The sequence below is a fragment of the Pinibacter aurantiacus genome (assembly GCF_019130065.1).
GTDB classification, from domain to species: domain Bacteria; phylum Bacteroidota; class Bacteroidia; order Chitinophagales; family Chitinophagaceae; genus Pinibacter; species Pinibacter aurantiacus.
Genome location: NZ_JAHSPG010000014.1, coordinates 29,459 through 49,718 on the forward strand (window position 1 = coordinate 29,459; position 20,260 = coordinate 49,718).

Consider the following 20,260-nt stretch of genomic DNA (forward strand, 5'->3'; position numbering starts at 1 on the left):
TATGAATGATGAGTTGTGAATGATGAATGGCATTCATAATTCATAATTCGCTACTCAAAACTATTCTCACTTGAAAAAATTCAAATCCCATTCATTCATCCATTGTATGTATGGCACGTTATCTTTAAACTGAATGGGAAGCCATATATAGCGGCTGTCTGCGAGATCTGCAGGTTTCCAGATATCTGCCAGAAAAATGAATTTGTCTTTTGAATTTTCTACAGGTAGAATGTATGTTGATTGTCCACCAAAAGTCAGGTCCGCATTTTCTCCCTGCATAGGATTATTTGCAGCGAGCTCCCATGGTCCCCATATAGATGAAGCAGTATGAAGTGTTGCTTTATTAGGGGCCCAGCCGGTACAGCCGCTTGTTATTAAATAGTAGGTATTGTTTTTTCTGAAAACTGCCGGCGCTTCACGATGATTACTGAAGAGCATTTTATCTTGCGTCGTTACTGACAGATAATCATCTGTCAATTGCGCCACGCGCAGATCATAGTTCTCATTGGAAGAATAGATCAAATATGCTTTGTCATCCTTGTCTTTGAAAATGGTCATGTCTCTCGACATATTTCCGTTGGGCCTAAAACTGCCGATGTAGGTATAGGGTCCGGCAGGTTTATCACTCATCGCAACAGCAGCTCTTGCTGCAGCGTATCCTTTTCCTTTCAGTTCGAGGTGAAACCAAAGTATGTATTTCTTTGTCTTTTTGTTGTAAACAACTTTTGGCCTTTCCATTACACAACCCCTGGTAATGTCGCTGGTTGTGTCGGCGGATGTTTCAAGGGCAAGTCCCTCCGGCTTCCATTGATAAAGATCATTTGAAGAATATACACTTACACCCCTGGTGCCATGTCGTCCTCTTGTTTCGCCAAATAAATAGTATTTGTTTGCAGCATAGATCACTGTTCCTCCGTGGGCATTTATCACTTCTCCATTTGTATCTTTCCATACTTCTCCCGGCAGAAACTTGTTCTGTGCAGGTACTGTATAACTAGTAAAAACTATCAGTAAAATTGAAATAACACGTAGCTTCATCATTGTGCGTTTTGTTCGATTCTTCAAATGATCGTTTCTATATTTTTTCTACATCTCCGTCTCCGCGCAGATATCAGTAGATTTTATTATTGTTTTTGATAGACTCTTACATAGTCAATTTCAAAGCGTTTTGGGAAAGATGTATTGTCGGGATTACCACCGTTCTGCCCGCCAATAGCGAGATTGAGCAACATGTAATGTGGTTGTTTGAAAGGGTTGAAATTGCTTCCGTCTTTGTCTATTACTGAATCGGTAATGATCCTGTTGACCACCTGGCCATCTACAGATAACACGATGGAATCTTTTGACCAATCCATTCGCCATGTATGAAATGCCGCGGACCATTTTTCGCCACCCAGTGAATCGGTCGAATATCGTTTGCTGTGCCATTCCTGTTTGCCACCGCGGCCAAGCGTTACGAGGTTTGCCAATAACATGCCTCTGTAATATTCCATGATGTCAATTTCTCCGTTTGCCGGCCACGATCTTTCAACACCCAGTGTCCACCATGCGGGCCACATGCCTTTGCTAATGTCGATGCGTCCACGCATTTCAAAGCGGCCGTAGGTCCAGGTTTTCTTTTTGTTGGTGATGAGGCAAGAGGATGTGTAATTAATTTCTTTTCGGTTCTTTTTCCAACTGCGACTTGTTTCGTCGTAATCGGGGTTTGGTTTCTTTTCTCTTCTTGCTTCTATAATAAGGTTGCCATTTTCGCACCACGCGTTATCGGGTTGATACCATTGATCTTCTTCATTGCGCACAAAGCCATGTTCATAGCCCCAGCTGGTACTGTCGGGGCGACCGTTCTTATTGAACTCATCTGCCCAAACCAATTTGTACCCTTCTTTTTTGTAAGTGTTACGAGCAGCTTTTGTGATCTGCGCGTGTGCGCTTAACATGATTGGAAAAATCGCTGTTGCGATAAGGAATATCTTTTTCATAATTTTCTTCAAAAGAGAATATTTTTTCGTCAGACTGTAGACAAATTCGTTTTTGTAATTGTCTAGCCGATGTCGTTCGCTCAAAAGAAACATCATTACATGTTAATGCCCTACGGGCAATAAGTTTTTTCTGCTGGGTTCTATTGATATTGTTCCGCTACGCGGAATGGATTATTGCCCGGAGGGCATCAATATCCGTAGAAAATGTAACAACAAGTGCAATATTGTCCGTAGGACATTAATCGTTGCGAGACTTAAATTTCTTAACCAAACAATATTCACTTATACACTGTAATTTTTATAAAGCCACTAAGGCCTCCGAAACAAATTCATTCATTGAAAAGATATCCGCTTGCAAAAGATATCTCTTGTAAACCCAATTGCCCGGAGTGCCTTAGTAGTAGCTCATTCTCTGACTAATTTGCTACTGGCTTTACAAGCTTTTTGGATAGTTGTTCAGTTTAAATGATGAAACTTTAAACCCTTGACCCGATGCAGTGCCGGGGTAGTTTACAACGAATCCCAAAGAAACCTGTGTTGGTTGAGTTAGGGTAAAGACAACTTTCTTCACAGTTCCTTTTGCTATTGATTTGTCAAACTTGTAATAGTAAATACTGCTGTTGCCTTCAACGTTATTGTAATCAGGAAGATCGGCGCCTGGTGCCACTACCACATATGCACTACCATTTCCGGCATCAGGTGCCCACAAAATGCTGGCCCATATCCACGTAACATCTACTGAGTAAGTGCCTGCAGGCAGCGTAACTGTTTGATATAATTTTCCGTTAGGAATCGCCGGCTCACCCCAACCTGCTTCAAGGTCAATCAACTGGCCATCGCCATCACTACCATAACCTCCGAAACCTGCATGGCTCATGAGTGCTGCGTTTGCGGTCCATCCGGTTAAATTGCCCCATCTTGTTTGCCCTGGTTTTAAGCCGGAGTTTTTAAATGGAGAAACGTTGTTGGTAATGTATAAAGCAGACACATCATTCGCGGGTCCCATTACCAACTCATTGATGTTTACAGAGATGATTGTTGTGCTCAATGCAGGATTCAAATCATATGCTGAAGGGTTTGCAATTTTTACCGCCAGTACCAGGTTCTTGTCTCTATAAGCTACAGACTTAAGTTGTGCAATATCTAGTGACAAACTAAAACCAGCGCCGTCGATCTGTCCGGCAGGTACACTTAATTGGGAAGGCAACGTGTACAATGAAGCAGGCATCAGGATATCTGTTGCAGGATTTAATGTTCCTGCTGTCAGCATCTTTTGTATCGTGTCGTTGTTAACAGCAATGTCAACTGTGTAGGCACTTGCATTTACCTTGTTCTTAAGCGTGCCATTCACAACTGTTCCTGTTGCTGCACTTAATTTCACATTCACTTTATTATTCGCTACATCTACGGTGTAGTTGTAAGTGGTAGGATCACCGCCCGTAGGAACAATATACTTTGCAGATGCCTGCGGCATGTAAATGCGCTGGAAAGCATTCAACATATCGTTTACATTCAACATTACCAGTGTTGTATTCTCGGCAGCATTTACATTGTAGTTAGTAGGATTGGCTATTTTAACTCCCAGTATAAGTGTCTTGCCCGTGTACGCACCTGATTTAAGTTGCGCGGCATCTACTGTTAAATAAAATGCGCCGAACATTTTACCTTGCTCCACTGTAAGCTTTGAAGGCAATGCATACATTGATTCTGGCATGATGACATACGTTGCAGGATCGAGTGTTCCCGCGGCATACAGCTTGGCAATTGTATCATTGGCAACCTGCACATCTACAGAATAGCCGAGGCTTGAATAGCCTGACAGCGCCGCACCAAGTCGCACTTGTATTTTACCATTCGCCGGATCAAGCACATAGTTGAATGAGGAAGAATCGGTTCCGGCAGGCACAGGATAGTTAATGCTTGCAGAACCGGATTGTGCCACGGCCTGTGGCATGTATAACATGGACGCACCGTATTGCTTTGCTGAATCTGCTTTCTGGCAAGCATTAAAGCCAACACAGCCCAGAAGCAAAGCTGCAACAGCGGGAATTATTTTATTGATCAATTTCATTGTTGTTCTTTTTAGTTTTAGCAAATAGATTACCAGCCCGGATTTTGAATCAGTGTGCCTTTAGATTTTGCAATCTCACTCTGAGGAAATGGATAGTAATACATTTTAGATGCATCGAACACTCTGTTCTCTACAGTTGCGGTACCATACACAAACGCAGCGCCGTTCTTGCTAACGGTTACTCCTTTGATTGGTTGATTAAGCACCTTCTCTGCATCTTTCCATCTTAACAGATCCCAGTAGCGATAATTCTCAAAAGCGAGTTCAATGCGTCTTTCGTGTTTTACCGCATCTCTGAAACTTATTTGATCAGCCGCTATTGCAACGGTTACAGCTGGCATTGCCACGCCGGTTCTGTTTCTAACCAAATTCAATGCTTCTCGTGCTGTGCGAGCATAGCCGTTGTTGTTATCCGGACCGTACGCCTCATTCATTGCCTCGGCATACAGCAGCAACATTTCGCCGTATCTGAACACTGGCCAGTTGTGCACAGCTGTTCCACCTTGCGTAAGGTTCAGGCTATTGGTCAAAAATTTCTTTAAGTAATAACCTGTTCTGCTCGCATTTACCTGGCTCATATTGTCTGCACCGGTTGGCGATTCATCAATTGTTCTGCCTGTCCATGAACTGTTGTTTGTAACAATAGAAGCCGCCAATCTTGGGTCCCTGTTCTTGTATGGATCGGTTGGATCCGGTGTGCCTTTGTATTCATAATCTGCTACAAGATTATCTGATGGAGTAACGCCGCTCTTGCCGCCCGGTGTAGCGATCGGGTAATTGTTTGTTTCAAGCGTATTGCTTGCTGTGTAACGTATTGCCCAGATAGTTTCATTGCTACCGTTTGCTGCAGTGAGCATTGCAGAGCCAATGAAATAGTTGCCGTAGTTGGCATCCAACGCATAGCCACCGCCACCTGCTGCTGTTGCAAATACGATCAGATCGTTGGCCGCTGCCGCCGCCTTTTGCCATTTGGTTACATCGTTGCCGTTGTTGTGCAAAGGACTTGCTGCATACAATAACGCACGGGCTTTCAACGCAAGCGCCGCTCCTTTGCTGAACCTGCCTTCGTTGTTGGTAAAGGCAGATGTTTTCCAGTTTACCTGCAGGCTGTCTTTGTATGTATCTACTTCGTTCACGATGAAATTGATAATGCTATCGTAAGGAGCTTTGGGAATATTCAAGTCATCATTAATCGTCAATGCTTTTGTTACCAATGGCACTCCGCCATAGCGTTTTGACAATTCAAAATAATACCATGCTCGCATGATGTGTGCCTCTCCGCGGTACCAACCCATGTTGACTACATCGTTGTTATAATTGATCTTCGCTGCCGCTGAAATAGTATCCCTGTTCACGGACAGCAATCTTTTATAATCAACTGATTGCTCCAGAAAATAGTTGGCAGCCCTGATGCCTGTGTAATAACTCGAGTAATAATTATCCGGATTAGATGCGGAGTTGTAGCTACCGTTGTTAAACAGTACAACGCTGGAACTTCCGGTGGCAGTTTGTGCCGCTTCGTCGCTAACCGGTGCAAACAAGTTATTGTCTACCATGGTAAACTCGTTGCGCAGGTAGTTGTATGGTGCATTTGCAAATGATATCAATGTGCTGTAATTGCTGTTCAGCGTTTCTATCGTTTGCGAAGAATCTATTTTAGTATCGAGAAAACTTTTGCTACATCCCAGCAGTGATGAAGCTGCCAGGCAAAGAGCCAATGTATTTATTCGTGATAATTTCATAACTGCTACAGTTTAAAAGGTCAAAGAAATTCCGGCGTTAAATGACTTCAATCCCGGATAGCCTGTGATCGTTTCCGGATCCATGTTGTAATGCTTGCTCAGGTAGGCCCATGTAAGCGGATTTACTGCGCTTGCATATATCCTCAATTTGTCGAGGCGCATTTTTCTTAACACGGATGCAGGCAACGTATAACCCAACTCAACATTGCGTACTCTTAAGAAAGCACCGTTACGCATCCAGAAGGTAGAATTCTGGTAGTTGTTGTTATTGGTTTTTGTGGTGAGCCTTGGATAGTCTGCGGTAGCTCTTGTATCAATGCCTTGCGATGGGTAATAGGCCCATGCATTTCCTGCGATAGGATACACATTGGTGTTGTTTACAAAAGCAACTGTTTGATTGTATGCTGCACTGATAAGGTTTACCTGGTTGCCGGATGCACCCTGGAACAATACAGACAAATCAAAGCCTTTGTACGCCGCTTGTGCATTAAACGAATAGTAAAGTGATGGCGCAGATGGATTGCCTATTTTGGTAACATCAAATTGATCTACTCTTCCATTGCCGTCAAGATCTTTATACTTGATATCGCCGGGTTGCACACTTCCGAATGAAGGCGTTGGCAAACCGCTTTTCAATGTACCATCTGCGTTGAAATCAGTGATGTCGTACAAGCCTTGCGCAACAAGACCTATCGGCGATCCGATGGATAGACCTGTTTGTTTGCTGAAATCATTAAGCGTAGGAATTTCGGCCATGTAGTCTACCTTATTTTTTGCATACATCAATGCGCCGCCAAGTGAGTAATTGAAACCACCAACGTTGTCATTGTATTGAGCGCTGATCTCATAGCCTTTGTTGGTTACTTTTCCAACATTCCTGTAAGGAGCTGTAGCGCCGTAAGTAGCCATGAGTGAATTATCATAAGTAACTATGCCGCTTCTTTTATCCATGAAAACATCTGCAGTAACAGACAATTTTTTGAACAATGTGAAATCTACACCCGCATCATACTTCATGCTTTGTTCAGCAAAAATATTTGGGTTGGCAGTATAAGAAGGAGCAACACCTGTATTGCCGGTAAGACTACTACCGCCGGTGTAATATGTTCCGTTACCGCCATAATATTGTTGGTAGAGGTAACGTCCCTGGTTGCTTTGATCAGAGCCTGATTTCCCTGCAGTAGCTCTTACTTTTAAATAAGTAAGCAGCGGATTATTTTTCAGGAATGATTCATTGCTTGCAACCCAGCCTAAGCTAATGGCAGGATAGAAACCCCAACGATTGTTTGGTGCATAGTTATCTGAACCACTATATCCGAATGCTACTTCAGCAAGGTATTTATCATTGTAAGCATAATGTACCCTTCCGGAAATATTTTCGTAGTGATAGAAGATGTTGTTAACCCTGTTAAGACCACTGAAGTTGTTGTTCCAGTCTGTTTGGTAATTGCTCACGTAATATCCTGCTGCTGCGGAAACACTATGCAAACCGAATGTTCTGTCATACCCGGCGGTCAGTTGAAATTGTTTCCAATCGTACTGGCTCGTTGGTGCAGACACATCGTTGGCAACAAGGTTGGTTGTTTTATCTGTGGTTGTATTTACACCGTTGTTGAACCTTGCATAAGTAGCAGTTTTGCTGCTGCTGTTTCTTGACCAAGTGTTAAAAGAAACAGCTTCGTTTAAATACAAACCTTGTGTTACAAAATCCAGCTTCTCTTTCAGGTTAAAATTTGCCTGCAAAGTTCTGTCGTGTGTTGCCGCCCAACCCAGCGCGTTAATGGAAGCAACAGGGTTATTGGGATAGGTGGTGGTACCGGACCAAAACCCAGACGCAGAATCTCTAACCGGGTAAATATTGGAAGGATATGTTGCCATATTGCTCCAAAGTGTAGGCCCATTATAGTTTGGATATTTCCTGTCTTCTATTCTACCGCCGATATCAACTTTTGCTTCAAATATTTTGAAGAAATTAAAGTCGAGATTGGAGCGGATATTATAGCGTTGTATTTGTGCACTTGAACTGGTGTAGCCGGGCAATACATTATACATCCCACGCTGGTTCATGTAGTCGAATATCAATCCGTATTTCGATGTTTGGTTGCCACCGGAAAAGTTTACGTTGGCATCCGTGTAGCCACCGTTCTTTTTTAGTACTTCATTGTACCAGTCAACATTTGTGCCGGTGCCATCTTTATAGGATTGCAGTGCCGCATCAGAATATTTCGGTGCCCACACATATTGGTTTCCATTCAATGCATAGTTGTCATTGCTTTGCGCAACGTTGTACAATCTTGCATAATCATAGGAACCATAAGGCTTATCAATCATCGTAGGTTTCTGCCATCCGTTTACAACCTGTGCCGTTATTTTTGATTTGCCTGACTGCCCCCTTTTTGTTACTACCCACAGTGCACCGTTCGCCCCTTTCATTCCAAGCGCCGCGAGAGACACAGCATCTTTCAAGAGTGTGATGCTTTCTATTTCTGCTGGTGATAGATAGGAAAAATATGATCTCGGTGTTTGAAACCCATCCACATAAATTGGCAGGTCAGTATTGTCGTAGGTGCCGACACCTCTTACATTGAGCTGCGCATCGTCATAGCCGGGCTCGCCGGAGCGTTGTAATACAGACAATCCCTGTAAAGTACCATACAAGGTGTTTGATAAATTTGCCACAGGTGTTTTATACAAAACAGTTCCCGGTACAGAAGGATTTGCAGTTAGCGATTCTCTTTTCCTCACCTTCAGCAGCACACCTTCTTCAAGTTGCTGCACAGTTGTGTCTGCGGCTACAGCTTTGGTTTGTTTTGACTGGGCGATGGCGGTATTTGCAGCAATAACGCCTGCAGCAGCCATTAACCCTATTGTATATTGAATAATATTTTTCATCTCAGTTTTAAAATTTTGAGGTTCACAAGCCTTAGTATCCAGGATTTTGAATGATGATTCCTTTGTTCACTTCGCTTTGCGGAATTGGATTAAGGAATTGCTTAGCCGACCAGAAGGCAATATATCTTTGTCTGTCTTCGTAGTTTTTGTTAGCGGTCGCCAGCGCTGCGCTACCATCATTGTACAGGAACGCTCTTATCGAGCCACCAAGGATACCATTACCAATGTTGTCGAGTTTCCAGTGTTTCACATCATGCAGGCGATAGTTCTCACCACAAAACTCAACGGCCCATTCGCGTTGAATAATTTTGCGAAGTGCTGCCTGGTTGGTTTCTGTAACGGCTGGCAATCCTGCGCGTAAGCGAACAACGTTCAATCTTGCAAGTGCCTGGGTCTGCTGATTCATTTCATTGTATGCTTCAGCAGCACTGAGATAAAATGCAGCCAATCTGAATATTGGGAAATCAAACCATGTGCGGGTTCCTGCTTTGTACCAGAATTTTACAGATTGTGCGCAACCGGAATAACCACCTTGAAATATTTTTGACCATGCCCAGTTAGCATCTCCCGGATTGTTCCATGAGTCGATTCCTGTTCCCTGGAAAGAAGCTTTGAACCTTGCTTCCATGTCATTCATCCTCGTTGTATAATCGGAGAAAACAGCTACGGTTCCTGCTTTGGGCCATACCTGGTCGGTACCATCCTGTTTAGAGTAGTTCTCCAAAAAATTAGTGGTCAGTACGTTTCCATAAGCTTGCCAGTTAGTACGTGGATTCATGAATACATTGAATCCGGTGGTATTCACTGCAGCTTTGAAAGCAAGTATCACTTCTTTATTTGCCGGAGTAGAAGTTGCTGTACCATAATCTATCAGTGCTTGCGCGGCTGTGTTCATCACGCCATCTCCAGCGGAGTTTATAATACCAAGATTGGCATTGTTTTGCGCCTCAGTGATCACAGCTTCTGCTGCAGTGGCAGCGGTTGCCCATCTGTTAGCATCAACATTGCCAAGGCAAATAAGCTCTCTGTTGCTTCCAAAATCCATGTATGGCTTATCAGTATTGAAGAGCGGACGGGCAGCGTACATCAATGCTTTTGCTTTAACAGACAACGCCGCTGCTTTTGTCATTCTACCTGTCCATTTATCTTCCCATACAGAAGGAAGCACTTGTGCAGCCTGATCGCACCATGTAGTGATGGAATCAAGTACAAGTTTCACAGAACTTCTTTTTACGTTAAGATCTTCAGAGCTTGACATACTTTTTGCCACCATTGGAACGCCGCCATACGCTATCAGCATTTGCTCATAACGATAAGCAATAAGCGCTTTCATTTCTGCTTTTATTGTCGCTCTGTATTCCTCGGTCATTGCCTTGTCCTTCACCTTGTCAATATTCTCATATACCAGCCATGCGCGGCGAATAGCAGAATAATTATTGTTGAACCCATCCATGTCTTCGCTCGTACCGTTTGCGTTGTATCCGTTGATCAACATTGTTTGCGCCAATGTCCATGAGAACCCATAAGTTAATTCGCCGGATAAATTGGACTGGATCATTGCGTTCCAGTTATCATAATCCATTTTGTAAGGAAGCCCCTGGCAAAGTGTTTTCTGGTATACATCGGCAATGGCCTGCTCCGCATTGGTAGTTGTAGAAAACACAGTATCTACCGTGGTTGTATTGGAAATGGGCATTTCAAGAAACTTCTTTTCACATGATGCAAAAAGAACCATCGCAATCATGCCCGTGCTCAGCATTTTCATAAATCTTTTCATCATAAATAGTTTTGATGGTTAAAATTGGATGTTGGCGCCTACGTTGAATGTTCTTGTAAGCGGATATAAATAACCCATGCTGTTCTTGCCCACGTCAGCCTGCTCAGGATCTATACCGTCGATCAATTTTGAACCCCACGTTATAAGGTTGTTACCGTTAGCGTATATGCGCATTCCTTTGATACCCGCTCTGCTAACCAGTTTTACAGGCAGAGAATATCCTACCTCAAGGTTTTTAAGCCTGATGAAATCATTTGGTTTCACCCAGAAATCACTCATCGTGTTATTAGGTCCGCTGCCGCTCATGGAGATTTCAGGATAGTAGATCGCTTCGCCTTTTGCATATTTCTCTGCTGTCCAGCGGCCATCATACATGTATTGTAACACCTCTCCTACATTCTTCGCAAACGGTGTACTTAAGATGTAACCTGATTGAGGGAACGAACCTTGTGCCGTTCCGATGAACAATGCATTTACATCAAATCCTTTGTACGAAAAACCAAGTGTGAAGTTGTACGCGATACGTGGTAAGTTGGAATAACCAATAGGCACGTTATCATTCTGGTTAATGATACCATCACCTGTAATGTCTCTAAACCTCAGGTCGCCCAGTTTCGCTTTGTTACCATAGTTATTATATGGTCTGTTGTTTAACTCTTCCGGAGTATTGTAAAAACCATCTGTCAACAAACCTTTGTATTGACCAATAGAATAACCAGTCGCATTCATCCATGGGTATGGATAAGGAGCTTCTGCCTGGTATTCAATTTTATTGCGTGCATAAGAGAAGTTGCCTCTTACGAAGTATGAAACATTGCCAATTTTATCGTTCCATCCTGCTTCAATTTCATATCCTTTATTGCTTACTCTTCCTACGTTCACAGGAGGGATATTGCCTGAAGGAACACCCCATGTACCAGGGATTACGCCAGATGTAACGAGAATGTTATTTCTTTTTTCAGAGAACAAACTAACCGAGAGGCTCAGCTTGTCTGAAATAAATTTCATGTCCGCTGCGATGTTTGATTTTTGTGCTCTTTCCCAGGTCACATTAGGGTTACCCAATGCACCTTCCTGGTAGGCATTTGTTTTTGGATTGCTGGTAGAACCATTGCTGTTTCCAAAGTTGTAGCCGGAAGTGGCACCGCTGCTGTATGCCCATGTATTAGGTAAATAGAAAAAGCGTCTGCCACCAATCTGATCGTTACCTACTTCACCATAAGAACCGCGGATTTTTAAAAACGTGAGCCATGGATTTTTCGGAATGAAATTTTCATTCGTTACGATCCAGCCCGCAGATACCGCAGGGAACACACCAAAGCGTTTGCCCGGCGCGAAGTTCTCCGTACCATTGATACCGAGGTTGCCTTCTACCATGTACCGCTCTTTATAGTTGTAAGTAAGGCGTGAAACAAAACCCATCAAACCGGAAGGCACATTGTACGACATTCCGTTTGCGGTATAACGTTGTGCATTACCCAACACAAGACCGGATACCGTGTGGTCACCAAATCTTCTGTTGTAGTTAACAGCTGCTTCGAGATATAATTTTCTCCATGCGCTGTTTCCCTGGTTGTCCGCGGTTGTTGTAGGATTTACAACGCCTCCTACATACACGATTTCCGCAGGGTTCGAAGGATTGCGCATAGCAGAATATTGAGGTACGCTATTTATTTGATTGTATCCTTTTGAATAACTATCATCATACGCTACTTGTACATGCGCTTCCAAACCTTTGGTGAGATAGTTCATGGAGTGTTTCAATGTTACATTGCTTGTCAATGTCGTAGTGTACATAGTACGTGTACCTGCTGTAAGCAACTGAGCAAGCGGTGAGCTTCCGCTACCACCTTTCAGGCCAAGTGGATTTGTTGCTGTACCTGCGTCACCAATAAAGCCTGTGATCAAGTGCCCGTCCACGATTCCGGGACCAACAAAGGGACTGCTTTCAAGAATGGTTTGAATGATGGATTGATACCTGTCTGCAAAAGCGGTAGAACTGGTATTGGCGCCAGGCACTTTCGCGGCAGAAGATAAACCGGCGATATTAAAACTCAACTGGAAGTTTTTCGCTACATCCACATCAAAGTTTGATCTGAAGTTATATCGCTTGTAAAGCGGATTGGTATTGGCGTCGCCATAGTCGGTGTTTGAAAGAATACCTCCCTGTTGGAAGTAACCAAGTGAAGTAAAATATCTCACTTTCTCTGTACCACCGGAAACGTTTAAGTTATATTGCTGCTGACGTCCGGTGCCACCAAATTGTTCTTTATAATAATTGTGACTTGTATAATAAAGTGCAGGACTATTTTTCAAAGCTTCTTTTTGCTCCGCCGTTATATTCGGCATTGCATCCACTTCTGCTGGTGTGTAGTCTCTGTTGTTCTGGAATTTCCAGATCTCATCGTTGGTAAACAAAATATTATCGAAACTATTGTCTCCGGAAGCTTTTGCATTGTAAATGGCTTCGTTGCGAAGCGTTGCAAACTGATATGAATTAATAGTCTGAAAAATTGAAGTAGCTTTTGTAAAACCCTGGTTCATCGTAAAGCTGAACTGAGGTTTGTTTACGCGGCCCCTTTTTGTGGTAACGATGATAACACCGTTTGCCCCTCTGATACCATACACCGCCGTAGCTGACGCATCTTTCAATACGCTGATGCTTTCTACCTCGTTAGGATCGATGGTATTGAAAACGGCATAAGGTTGTTCGGCGGGTTGCTGGATACCGTCAATTACAATCAACGGATCCGCCCCGTTTGTAGTGGCAATACCACGAATGCGGATGGTGGTGTTGTTAAGGCCCGGCTCACCGGATGCCTGCACGGAACTAAGTCCCGATGTACGACCCACCAACATATTACTTAAGTTGGCAACGGGCGTTTGCAATAATTCTTTGCCGCCAATTACGCCAACGGCACCCGTTACGGTGGGTAGTTTTTGTTTACCATACCCTACCACCACTACATCGCTAAGACCGGCGCGGTCCGCATTGGGGGATAGGGTGATATTTACTTCACCGTCTTTTTCAGCTTTCAGCGTTTTGGTAAGATAACCGAGGTAGGAAAATTCTATAACCGTATTAGCCGGTACAGTGATTGAGTAGTTCCCTTTTTCGTCGGACATTTTGCCTTTTTGTTTGGCACCCGCGGGAATGATGGAAGCATTACCGAGTACTTCGCCACTCGCATTTTTGATGGTACCATGAATGGTTACCATCTGAGATTGGCTATAACCGGCAAGATAAAAACCCAACTGAAGGACCAGTGCAAATAATAGATATCTACAAATGTCTTTGTTGTTCATAAGCAAGTTTTGTTTAGATTTTAGTGTTTAGTGTTCATTTGGCCCAAAAGATGTTTCGGGTAGAAATGAATTGTTTTGGGAGGAAAATCATGGAGTCTGGCAAGTAGGGGCAATCCGAAAATTGGCCGCAATCGTTTCATAAAAGATGTTTTTGTTAGATCGTAAAAGTATTTGGAGAAACGCCAAAACGAGGGGAGTATGAAGTAAATAAAGGGGGTCAGATTGGTAATTTGAGAAAAAAACGGAGGGGGAGTTTTTTTACACCCCATTGGAAATCAATATAATTGAAAATTGAAAGTTGAAAATTGAAAATGTAGGGGCGAATTGCATTCGTTCAATTGTAGTTGAAAGTGGGAAGTTGAAAGTGGGTGGAACACCGATTAAGGTAGCTTCAAGTAGTCGTTATATAAATGAAAAGCTGCTTCTGGATCTGACAGTTTCTTAAACCTTGCCAAGTCTCGAAGCAGCAGCACCGGATGCCGTGGTTCGTGTCCTCACGAACCACCTGTTGCGTCGTTACGGTTCGTGAAGACACGAACCGCTGCTACACCAGAGCTGACAGGTTTTAAACCCTGTCAGCTCTGGTAACCCGCAACTTCTATTTGAACATTCGCCATTTTCAATTTTCAATTCCGGAATGCGGCACCGGACAATGTCAAGGGCGAATGCAATTCGCCCCTACATTCTCAAATTTTCAAATCACCACATTTTCAAATTACTTCTTCACCTCCCCGTTCACGCTCATATTGTTGTGAAATGGCACCCGGTATTTTTTGATGTATTCGGAGGGGTTCATGGCAAACAGCTTAAAAAACTGTTCACGGAAATACTTCACGTCGTTAAACCCGACGTCAATTGTTACTTCATTGATATTCTTCTCTGTGTTGATCAGGTAGTCCGCAGCTTTGCGAAGCCGCACAAAGCGGATAAAGGAAGCGATTGACTGTCCGGAAACAGATCGTATCTTTTTGTAGAGGTTCGAATGGCTCATGTTCATGGCTGCAGCAAACTTGTCGGTGTTGAAGTCATCATTTAATAAATTGCTTTCTACGATGGCAATACATTTTTCAATAAACACCTTATCCTCTTCCGATACTTTTAAGGAAGATGGCCGCAGGGTGATCTCATTATAAAAATACTTCCGCAAGCTGTTGCGGTTCTTGAGCAGGCTGTTTACACGTGCGAGCAAAAATTCTTTTTCAAAGGGTTTCAATATATAATCATCAGCCCCGTCTTCTATACCTTTTAATTTTGTTTCCGGCGCCGAACTGCTGGTCAATAAAATAACAGGAATATGACTTAATGCCGGATTTTCTTTTACTTTTTTGCAAAACTCTATACCGCTCATTCCTTTCATTACAATGTCACTTACTATAATGTCCGGCAGGAACTGTTGGGTTAACGAAAGACCGGTTTCTGCATTTTCAGCTTCGTATACTGTATACTTATCGCCAAACAGCTGGGAAACGTACTGCCGCATTTGAGCTTCGTCTTCTACAATCAATACCGATGGCTTGGAAGTAACGATTGTTTCATCAGTAGCAACATTGCGGAAATGCTGAGCGTCATTTTGCACGGGCAATTCTGCATCAATCAATTCTTCAAACACTTTCGAAGTGCCACTGTATGCTCGGCTTACACCGTTTTGTACAAGCAGGTTTTTATCGAGGGCAATTGAAAAAGATGTTCCTTTACCGGGTTCGCTTTCATAAGATATTTTGCCCTTGTGGTTTTCTACGAAATGCTTTACCAAATAAAGTCCAATGCCAAAACCGGTTTGACCGGATGTATTGTTATTATTAACCTGGTAGAACTTTTCGAAAAGTTTATCTCCCGCCTCCTTATCAATACCGCACCCGGTGTCTTTTACAGTAACAAAAACGTCGCTGTTTTTTTCAGCAACGCTGAATATGATCTTTCCTTTTTCAGGCGTAAACTTGAATGCATTGGAAAGCAGGTTATAAAACACAATTTCCATTTTCTCTTTGTCGAGGTACAGTTCAAGGTCCGTATTATTACATTCAAAAAGATATTCAATTTGTTTTGCCTTGGCCATTTGTAAAAAGCATACGTAAACATCTTTGCAGAGGTCATAAAAATTAACCTTTGCCACGTTTAGTTTGTCCACTTCCTCCTCTGCTTTTCTAAACAATAACAGTTGATCAACAAGGCTGAGCAGTCTCTTAGCATTTTGCTGCGCCGTATTTAGCTCGTATGAAAACTTACTTTCTTCGGCACTTGTTTTTTGAAGTATGTCTTTAATCGGATTGATAATAAGCGTCAGTGGCGTTCTGAATTCATGGGAAACATTGGTAAAGAATGAAAGGCGTTTTTGATTGATCTCCTTTTCTTTTTCAGCATTGATATGCGATACTTTTACTTCGTATTCCAGTTTCGACTGGCGATTCTTATATCTTACGTAAAATGCAACCAGTGAGCCAGCCATCACCAAATAACAGCAATAGGCAAGCCATGAGCGATACCACGGCGGCAACACTTTAATGGAAAGGGTTAGTTCATTTTTGCTCCACTCTCCTTCCGCATTTGTTGACTTCACATGCAAGATGTAATTGCCTTCTCTTAGATTATTGTAATTAATATTGTGGAGGTTTGCAGCATGGTTCCAGCCGTTGTCTAATCCTTCGAGATAGTATTCGTATTTAATTTTTTGGGGAGAAGAATATTCCAACGCGACGAAACCAAATGACAATATTGCTTCGCTGTATGGTACAATGAGAGAAGTGATATTGTTCGCATCTGTTTCCACCTTATAGCGCCCTGAGTCAGACAACGTTTTGTTATTCACCTTTATATCTGTAAACAACAGATTAGGCATTGCACGGTGTTCATCAATACTGTCAGGATTAAAAATATTGAATCCGTTAATCCCACCAAAAACAAGTTCGCCCGTTTGTAATTGCAAAGCAGCGCCATAAGAAAATTGGTTACTTTGGAGCCCATCGGATTGATAAAAGTTCACAAATTTCTTAGCCGATTCATCAAACCTTGCTATCCCATTAAATGTGCTCATCCATAGCCGGCCACGTTTATCTTCCAGGATATTTAAAACAGAGTTATTGCAAAGACCCTCCGGATCAGCATACCGTGCGGCGATTGCGTTTTTTGATCTGTCAAACAATACCAAACCACTTCCTTCTGTCCCTAACCACAAGCGACCATTTTTATCTTCATGAATGGCTCTTACGGGCTTGCCAATTTCGTAATAATTATGTTGCTTATTTTTACGATCCACTCTAATTAACTGATGCGAATTGCCTGCCCACAATATTCCCTGGCTATCTTCTTCCATTGACATGATATCGTAAAGCGTTTCATCAAATGTGTCCAGCTTATCCTGTTCTCTATTTAATTTGTAAAGCTTCCCATTATAAAATGTACCTACCCACAGGTCTTTGTTTCTATCTTCATAGATGAGCCAAGTGAATTTATTTTCTTCGCCCGTTTTATCATCCACACATTTGTAGTGTTTAAAAACGCCTGTTCTTTCATCATATTTATCAAGCCCTCCACCAAATGTTGCTACCCAAAGCTGTTTGGCATAATCCCTTTTAATGTTGGCAACACTGTTATTGCTCAGTGATCCGTCAAGCCCGGTAATGTGTTTATAATTTTTGAAAATATTATTTTGGCGATCCCAGGTTGTGATTCCGCCGCCATCTGTTCCTATCCAGAGCTTTCCATTGGCATCTTCAAAAAATGAATAAATGAAATTTATCGACAGGCTATTGTTTGAGAATGGATCACGGGCAATGGTGCGAAACCTGTTCTTTTTCGCGTCTAAAATATTTACGCCCCCTTTCATTGTGCCCAACCAGATGCGTGATTCGTCGTCGTTGTAAATGGAGAATATAGATTCACTACACAATTTATCCTGACCTTCAGCGGGCAAAATATAATCAAAGGAACCAGTTGCTACATTCAAAATATTTACGCCGCCACCGTCAGTACCGATCCACAAATTTCCATTGTTGTTAAATGCAAGACTTGCAACATTACTCGAAGACAGTTCACCAATTCTTTCTTCGTAGTGCTTTGTATAAGCGTTAGTAGAAATTGCATACTTGTACAATCCGTTGGATGTGCCAACCCATATATTATTTTCTCCATCGACAATCACGCAGTTCGCCGATTTCAATGTTCCATTAACAGGAATTATCTTTTCATTGCTATCATCATACAAACACAGCCCATAGTTTTGGATAAATAACCAAATGCGCTGACTGCCATCTTTAACAATCCCTTGCACAGTATAGTTTGCATTAACCTGCTGTTCTGTTATGTAAGGAATCTGCTTTGCAACTTCTTTGCCGTGGTGTACAAACAATCCCCAACCATTTGTACCAATATAAATATTCTCCTTTGCGTCTTTTTCGATGATGTTTACACTGCAGGTGATTTTCTCGGTTCTTTTTGAATCGTATGGTCTATAGTAATCAGGCGTGAATTTTGAAAACAATCGGTTGTAAATGGCGATCCCTTGCCCCGTGCCCACCCACACGTTGCCGTGGTTGTCTTCGTTGATGGTGTAAATATAATTGTGCGGTAATGAATTAGGATCGTTGAGTTTGTTGCGAAACACTTTGAATTCAGTTCCGTCATAACAATTCAAACCGTCGTATGTACCAAACCACATGAATCCGTTTTTGTCCTGGTAAATACATCTTACTGAATTATTGGATAGTCCTTGTTCGATCTTTAAATGTGAGATTGGGGGATATACTTCAGCATTTAACTGTAGAATCAAAAATAGAAAAAACAGGATTGAGTAATACGGCTTACGGTTGTGTCTCATACATCAGTTAGTCAATCGTTCTTAACAAAAATATGAAAAGGGGGCGAATAAGTGTAAATTATACGTTTATTAGGATTATAGATCCTGAATCTGGATTAGTTGTTAACTTTAAGATTCCATTCCTTTCGCGTCCAATGCCAGCAGTAAATCTTTAAAAACTACCGATGAAAAGACTAAATATATTGATTGTTGCATTCCTTTTTTATCAGTTTAGCAATGGCCAATCTGCAAAAGAGATCGCTGATTTGCATTGCCTTTCTCAAACTGACGCAGAAAAAATATTGGGGCAATCTGCAAAGCTTTTGGAAAGCAATGTGGAAAAGAAAGATAGTGCTACTTACTATAGGTGCACCTACACATTACTGATTCAGCCTTCAGCCACTTGCAATCTTTATTACCAGTTTGAAAAATATGCAGATACGCTCCTGGCGAAAAACGTTTACAAGCAGATGATTGCGAACAATAGGGAAATGCAAGGACAAAAACCTCTGAGCGATCTGGGAGAGGAAGCGTTTCTTCATACCGATCAGCAGCATTTCGATCTGATTATTTTTAGAAAAGGAAACAAGCTGGTAAGAATTAAAGTAAATAAAATAACAAATACGACTTCTTTAAAAGGAATGGAACAAGTGGCCAGAAGGCTTGCTTCTTTAATATAAGAACACGCTAACAAAATCCGCTTAATGAAAAAAGTCCCGGTGAACCTCCTCCATATTTTCCGCAGAGCTGACCCATTGCCCTGCGCAATTCAGAAATATAAAAATGCAATCCCAAACTTACCCCTATATAAAATATAGCGACTATAGTTTTAACTCGTGGTCGACACATTTTCTTGGAATCTCTTAAAACAAATCTGTAGCGTTCTCCTCTAAAAAAATATAAATAATTTATTATTAAATAGACAAAGTAGACTATTATGATTACGGATTGGTTCGTTATAGAACTTCTTGTCTTTATCTCTATGACGTTAATAATAGTCAAAAAATTCAACCAAGGCAGCATTGCCGTTGTTACAAAGGCCGTCGCTTCGGGATAAAAATCTTCATTTCCCAAAAAGACAACAAACCGATGAATACAATAAAAAAGATAATTATAATATTTCATTGTAATATTCTACTTGTTCACGCTATTCGACATGTTCCGCAGGACATGCCGAATAAAAGACACCTAGGGATTTCAAAATCCCCTCAATCGACTGATCATTGTACAGGATGAATATCCATTTAATCTATCGTTAGAGATGTCCTGCGGAACATCTCTAACAGCACTGGATGATATCTTTGAGATTTGTCAACTTGTATTCGTAGACTATTTTTCCGCATTCAATTACGTTTCTTCAGGAAGGGTTAAATATATCAAAAGAACTCACGACGCCATACCTATCAATTCTTATGTACAATTGCCTATTATATAAATTCTCTTCACCAACATAATTTGTCAGCTTGTAGACTAGCAAAAGCCCTGTTTCGTCCGATATTTTTTTATTTGGTTGTCCAAGAAAATCTGAAATACTATCCCACTTCGTGCCCAAAAATGAACATTTACATTTTAACTGTTCGACAAAAACTTCCCTAAACCCGTTGCTACCAATACTATCTGCCGTCCAGAATCGACTATAATAGCTTAATAAGTTTTTGCAATAGTTAACACTGTCTGTTATCGTTGCTTTACTTAATGTTT

The 20,260-nt window shown here is 41.9% G+C and carries 9 protein-coding genes; 1 reads left to right on the forward strand and 8 read right to left on the reverse strand.

The window, feature by feature from the left end:
- Window positions 1-66 precede the first annotated feature (66 nt).
- The 8 genes from KTO63_RS17740 to KTO63_RS17775 form a co-directional block, all read right to left on the reverse strand.
- Window positions 67-1,041, reverse strand: coding sequence for a glycoside hydrolase family 43 protein (locus KTO63_RS17740; RefSeq protein ID WP_217792846.1), 975 nt, complete (start codon window positions 1,039-1,041; stop codon window positions 67-69).
- 83 nt (window positions 1,042-1,124) lie between these two features.
- Window positions 1,125-1,979 (reverse strand): glycoside hydrolase family 16 protein, encoded by an 855-nt coding sequence (locus tag KTO63_RS17745; RefSeq protein WP_217792848.1) that lies wholly within the window; start codon window positions 1,977-1,979, stop codon window positions 1,125-1,127.
- Window positions 1,980-2,412: 433 nt separating this feature from the next.
- Window positions 2,413-4,050, reverse strand: coding sequence for a DUF5013 domain-containing protein (locus tag KTO63_RS17750; RefSeq protein WP_217792850.1), 1,638 nt, complete (start codon window positions 4,048-4,050; stop codon window positions 2,413-2,415).
- A gap of 29 nt (window positions 4,051-4,079) precedes the next feature.
- Window positions 4,080-5,792: a RagB/SusD family nutrient uptake outer membrane protein gene (locus KTO63_RS17755; protein WP_217792852.1), complete on the reverse strand. Its 1,713-nt coding sequence runs from the start codon at window positions 5,790-5,792 to the stop codon at window positions 4,080-4,082.
- 12 nt (window positions 5,793-5,804) lie between these two features.
- Window positions 5,805-8,684 (reverse strand): SusC/RagA family TonB-linked outer membrane protein, encoded by a 2,880-nt coding sequence (locus KTO63_RS17760; protein ID WP_217792854.1) that lies wholly within the window; start codon window positions 8,682-8,684, stop codon window positions 5,805-5,807.
- Window positions 8,685-8,715: 31 nt separating this feature from the next.
- Window positions 8,716-10,464, reverse strand: coding sequence for a RagB/SusD family nutrient uptake outer membrane protein (locus KTO63_RS17765; protein ID WP_217792855.1), 1,749 nt, complete (start codon window positions 10,462-10,464; stop codon window positions 8,716-8,718).
- Between the two features lie 15 nt (window positions 10,465-10,479).
- Window positions 10,480-13,767, reverse strand: a complete 3,288-nt coding sequence (locus KTO63_RS17770; protein WP_217792856.1) for a SusC/RagA family TonB-linked outer membrane protein — start codon at window positions 13,765-13,767, stop codon at window positions 10,480-10,482.
- A gap of 715 nt (window positions 13,768-14,482) precedes the next feature.
- Complete coding sequence (locus tag KTO63_RS17775) at window positions 14,483-18,580, reverse strand: two-component regulator propeller domain-containing protein (RefSeq protein WP_217792858.1); 4,098 nt, start codon at window positions 18,578-18,580, stop codon at window positions 14,483-14,485.
- A gap of 164 nt (window positions 18,581-18,744) precedes the next feature.
- On the opposite strand from KTO63_RS17775, the gene KTO63_RS17780 reads away from it, so the two are divergent.
- Entirely contained in the window at window positions 18,745-19,239 is a 495-nt protein-coding gene (locus tag KTO63_RS17780; protein ID WP_217792860.1) for a hypothetical protein, read from the forward strand.
- The last annotated feature ends 1,021 nt before the right edge of the window (window positions 19,240-20,260 follow it).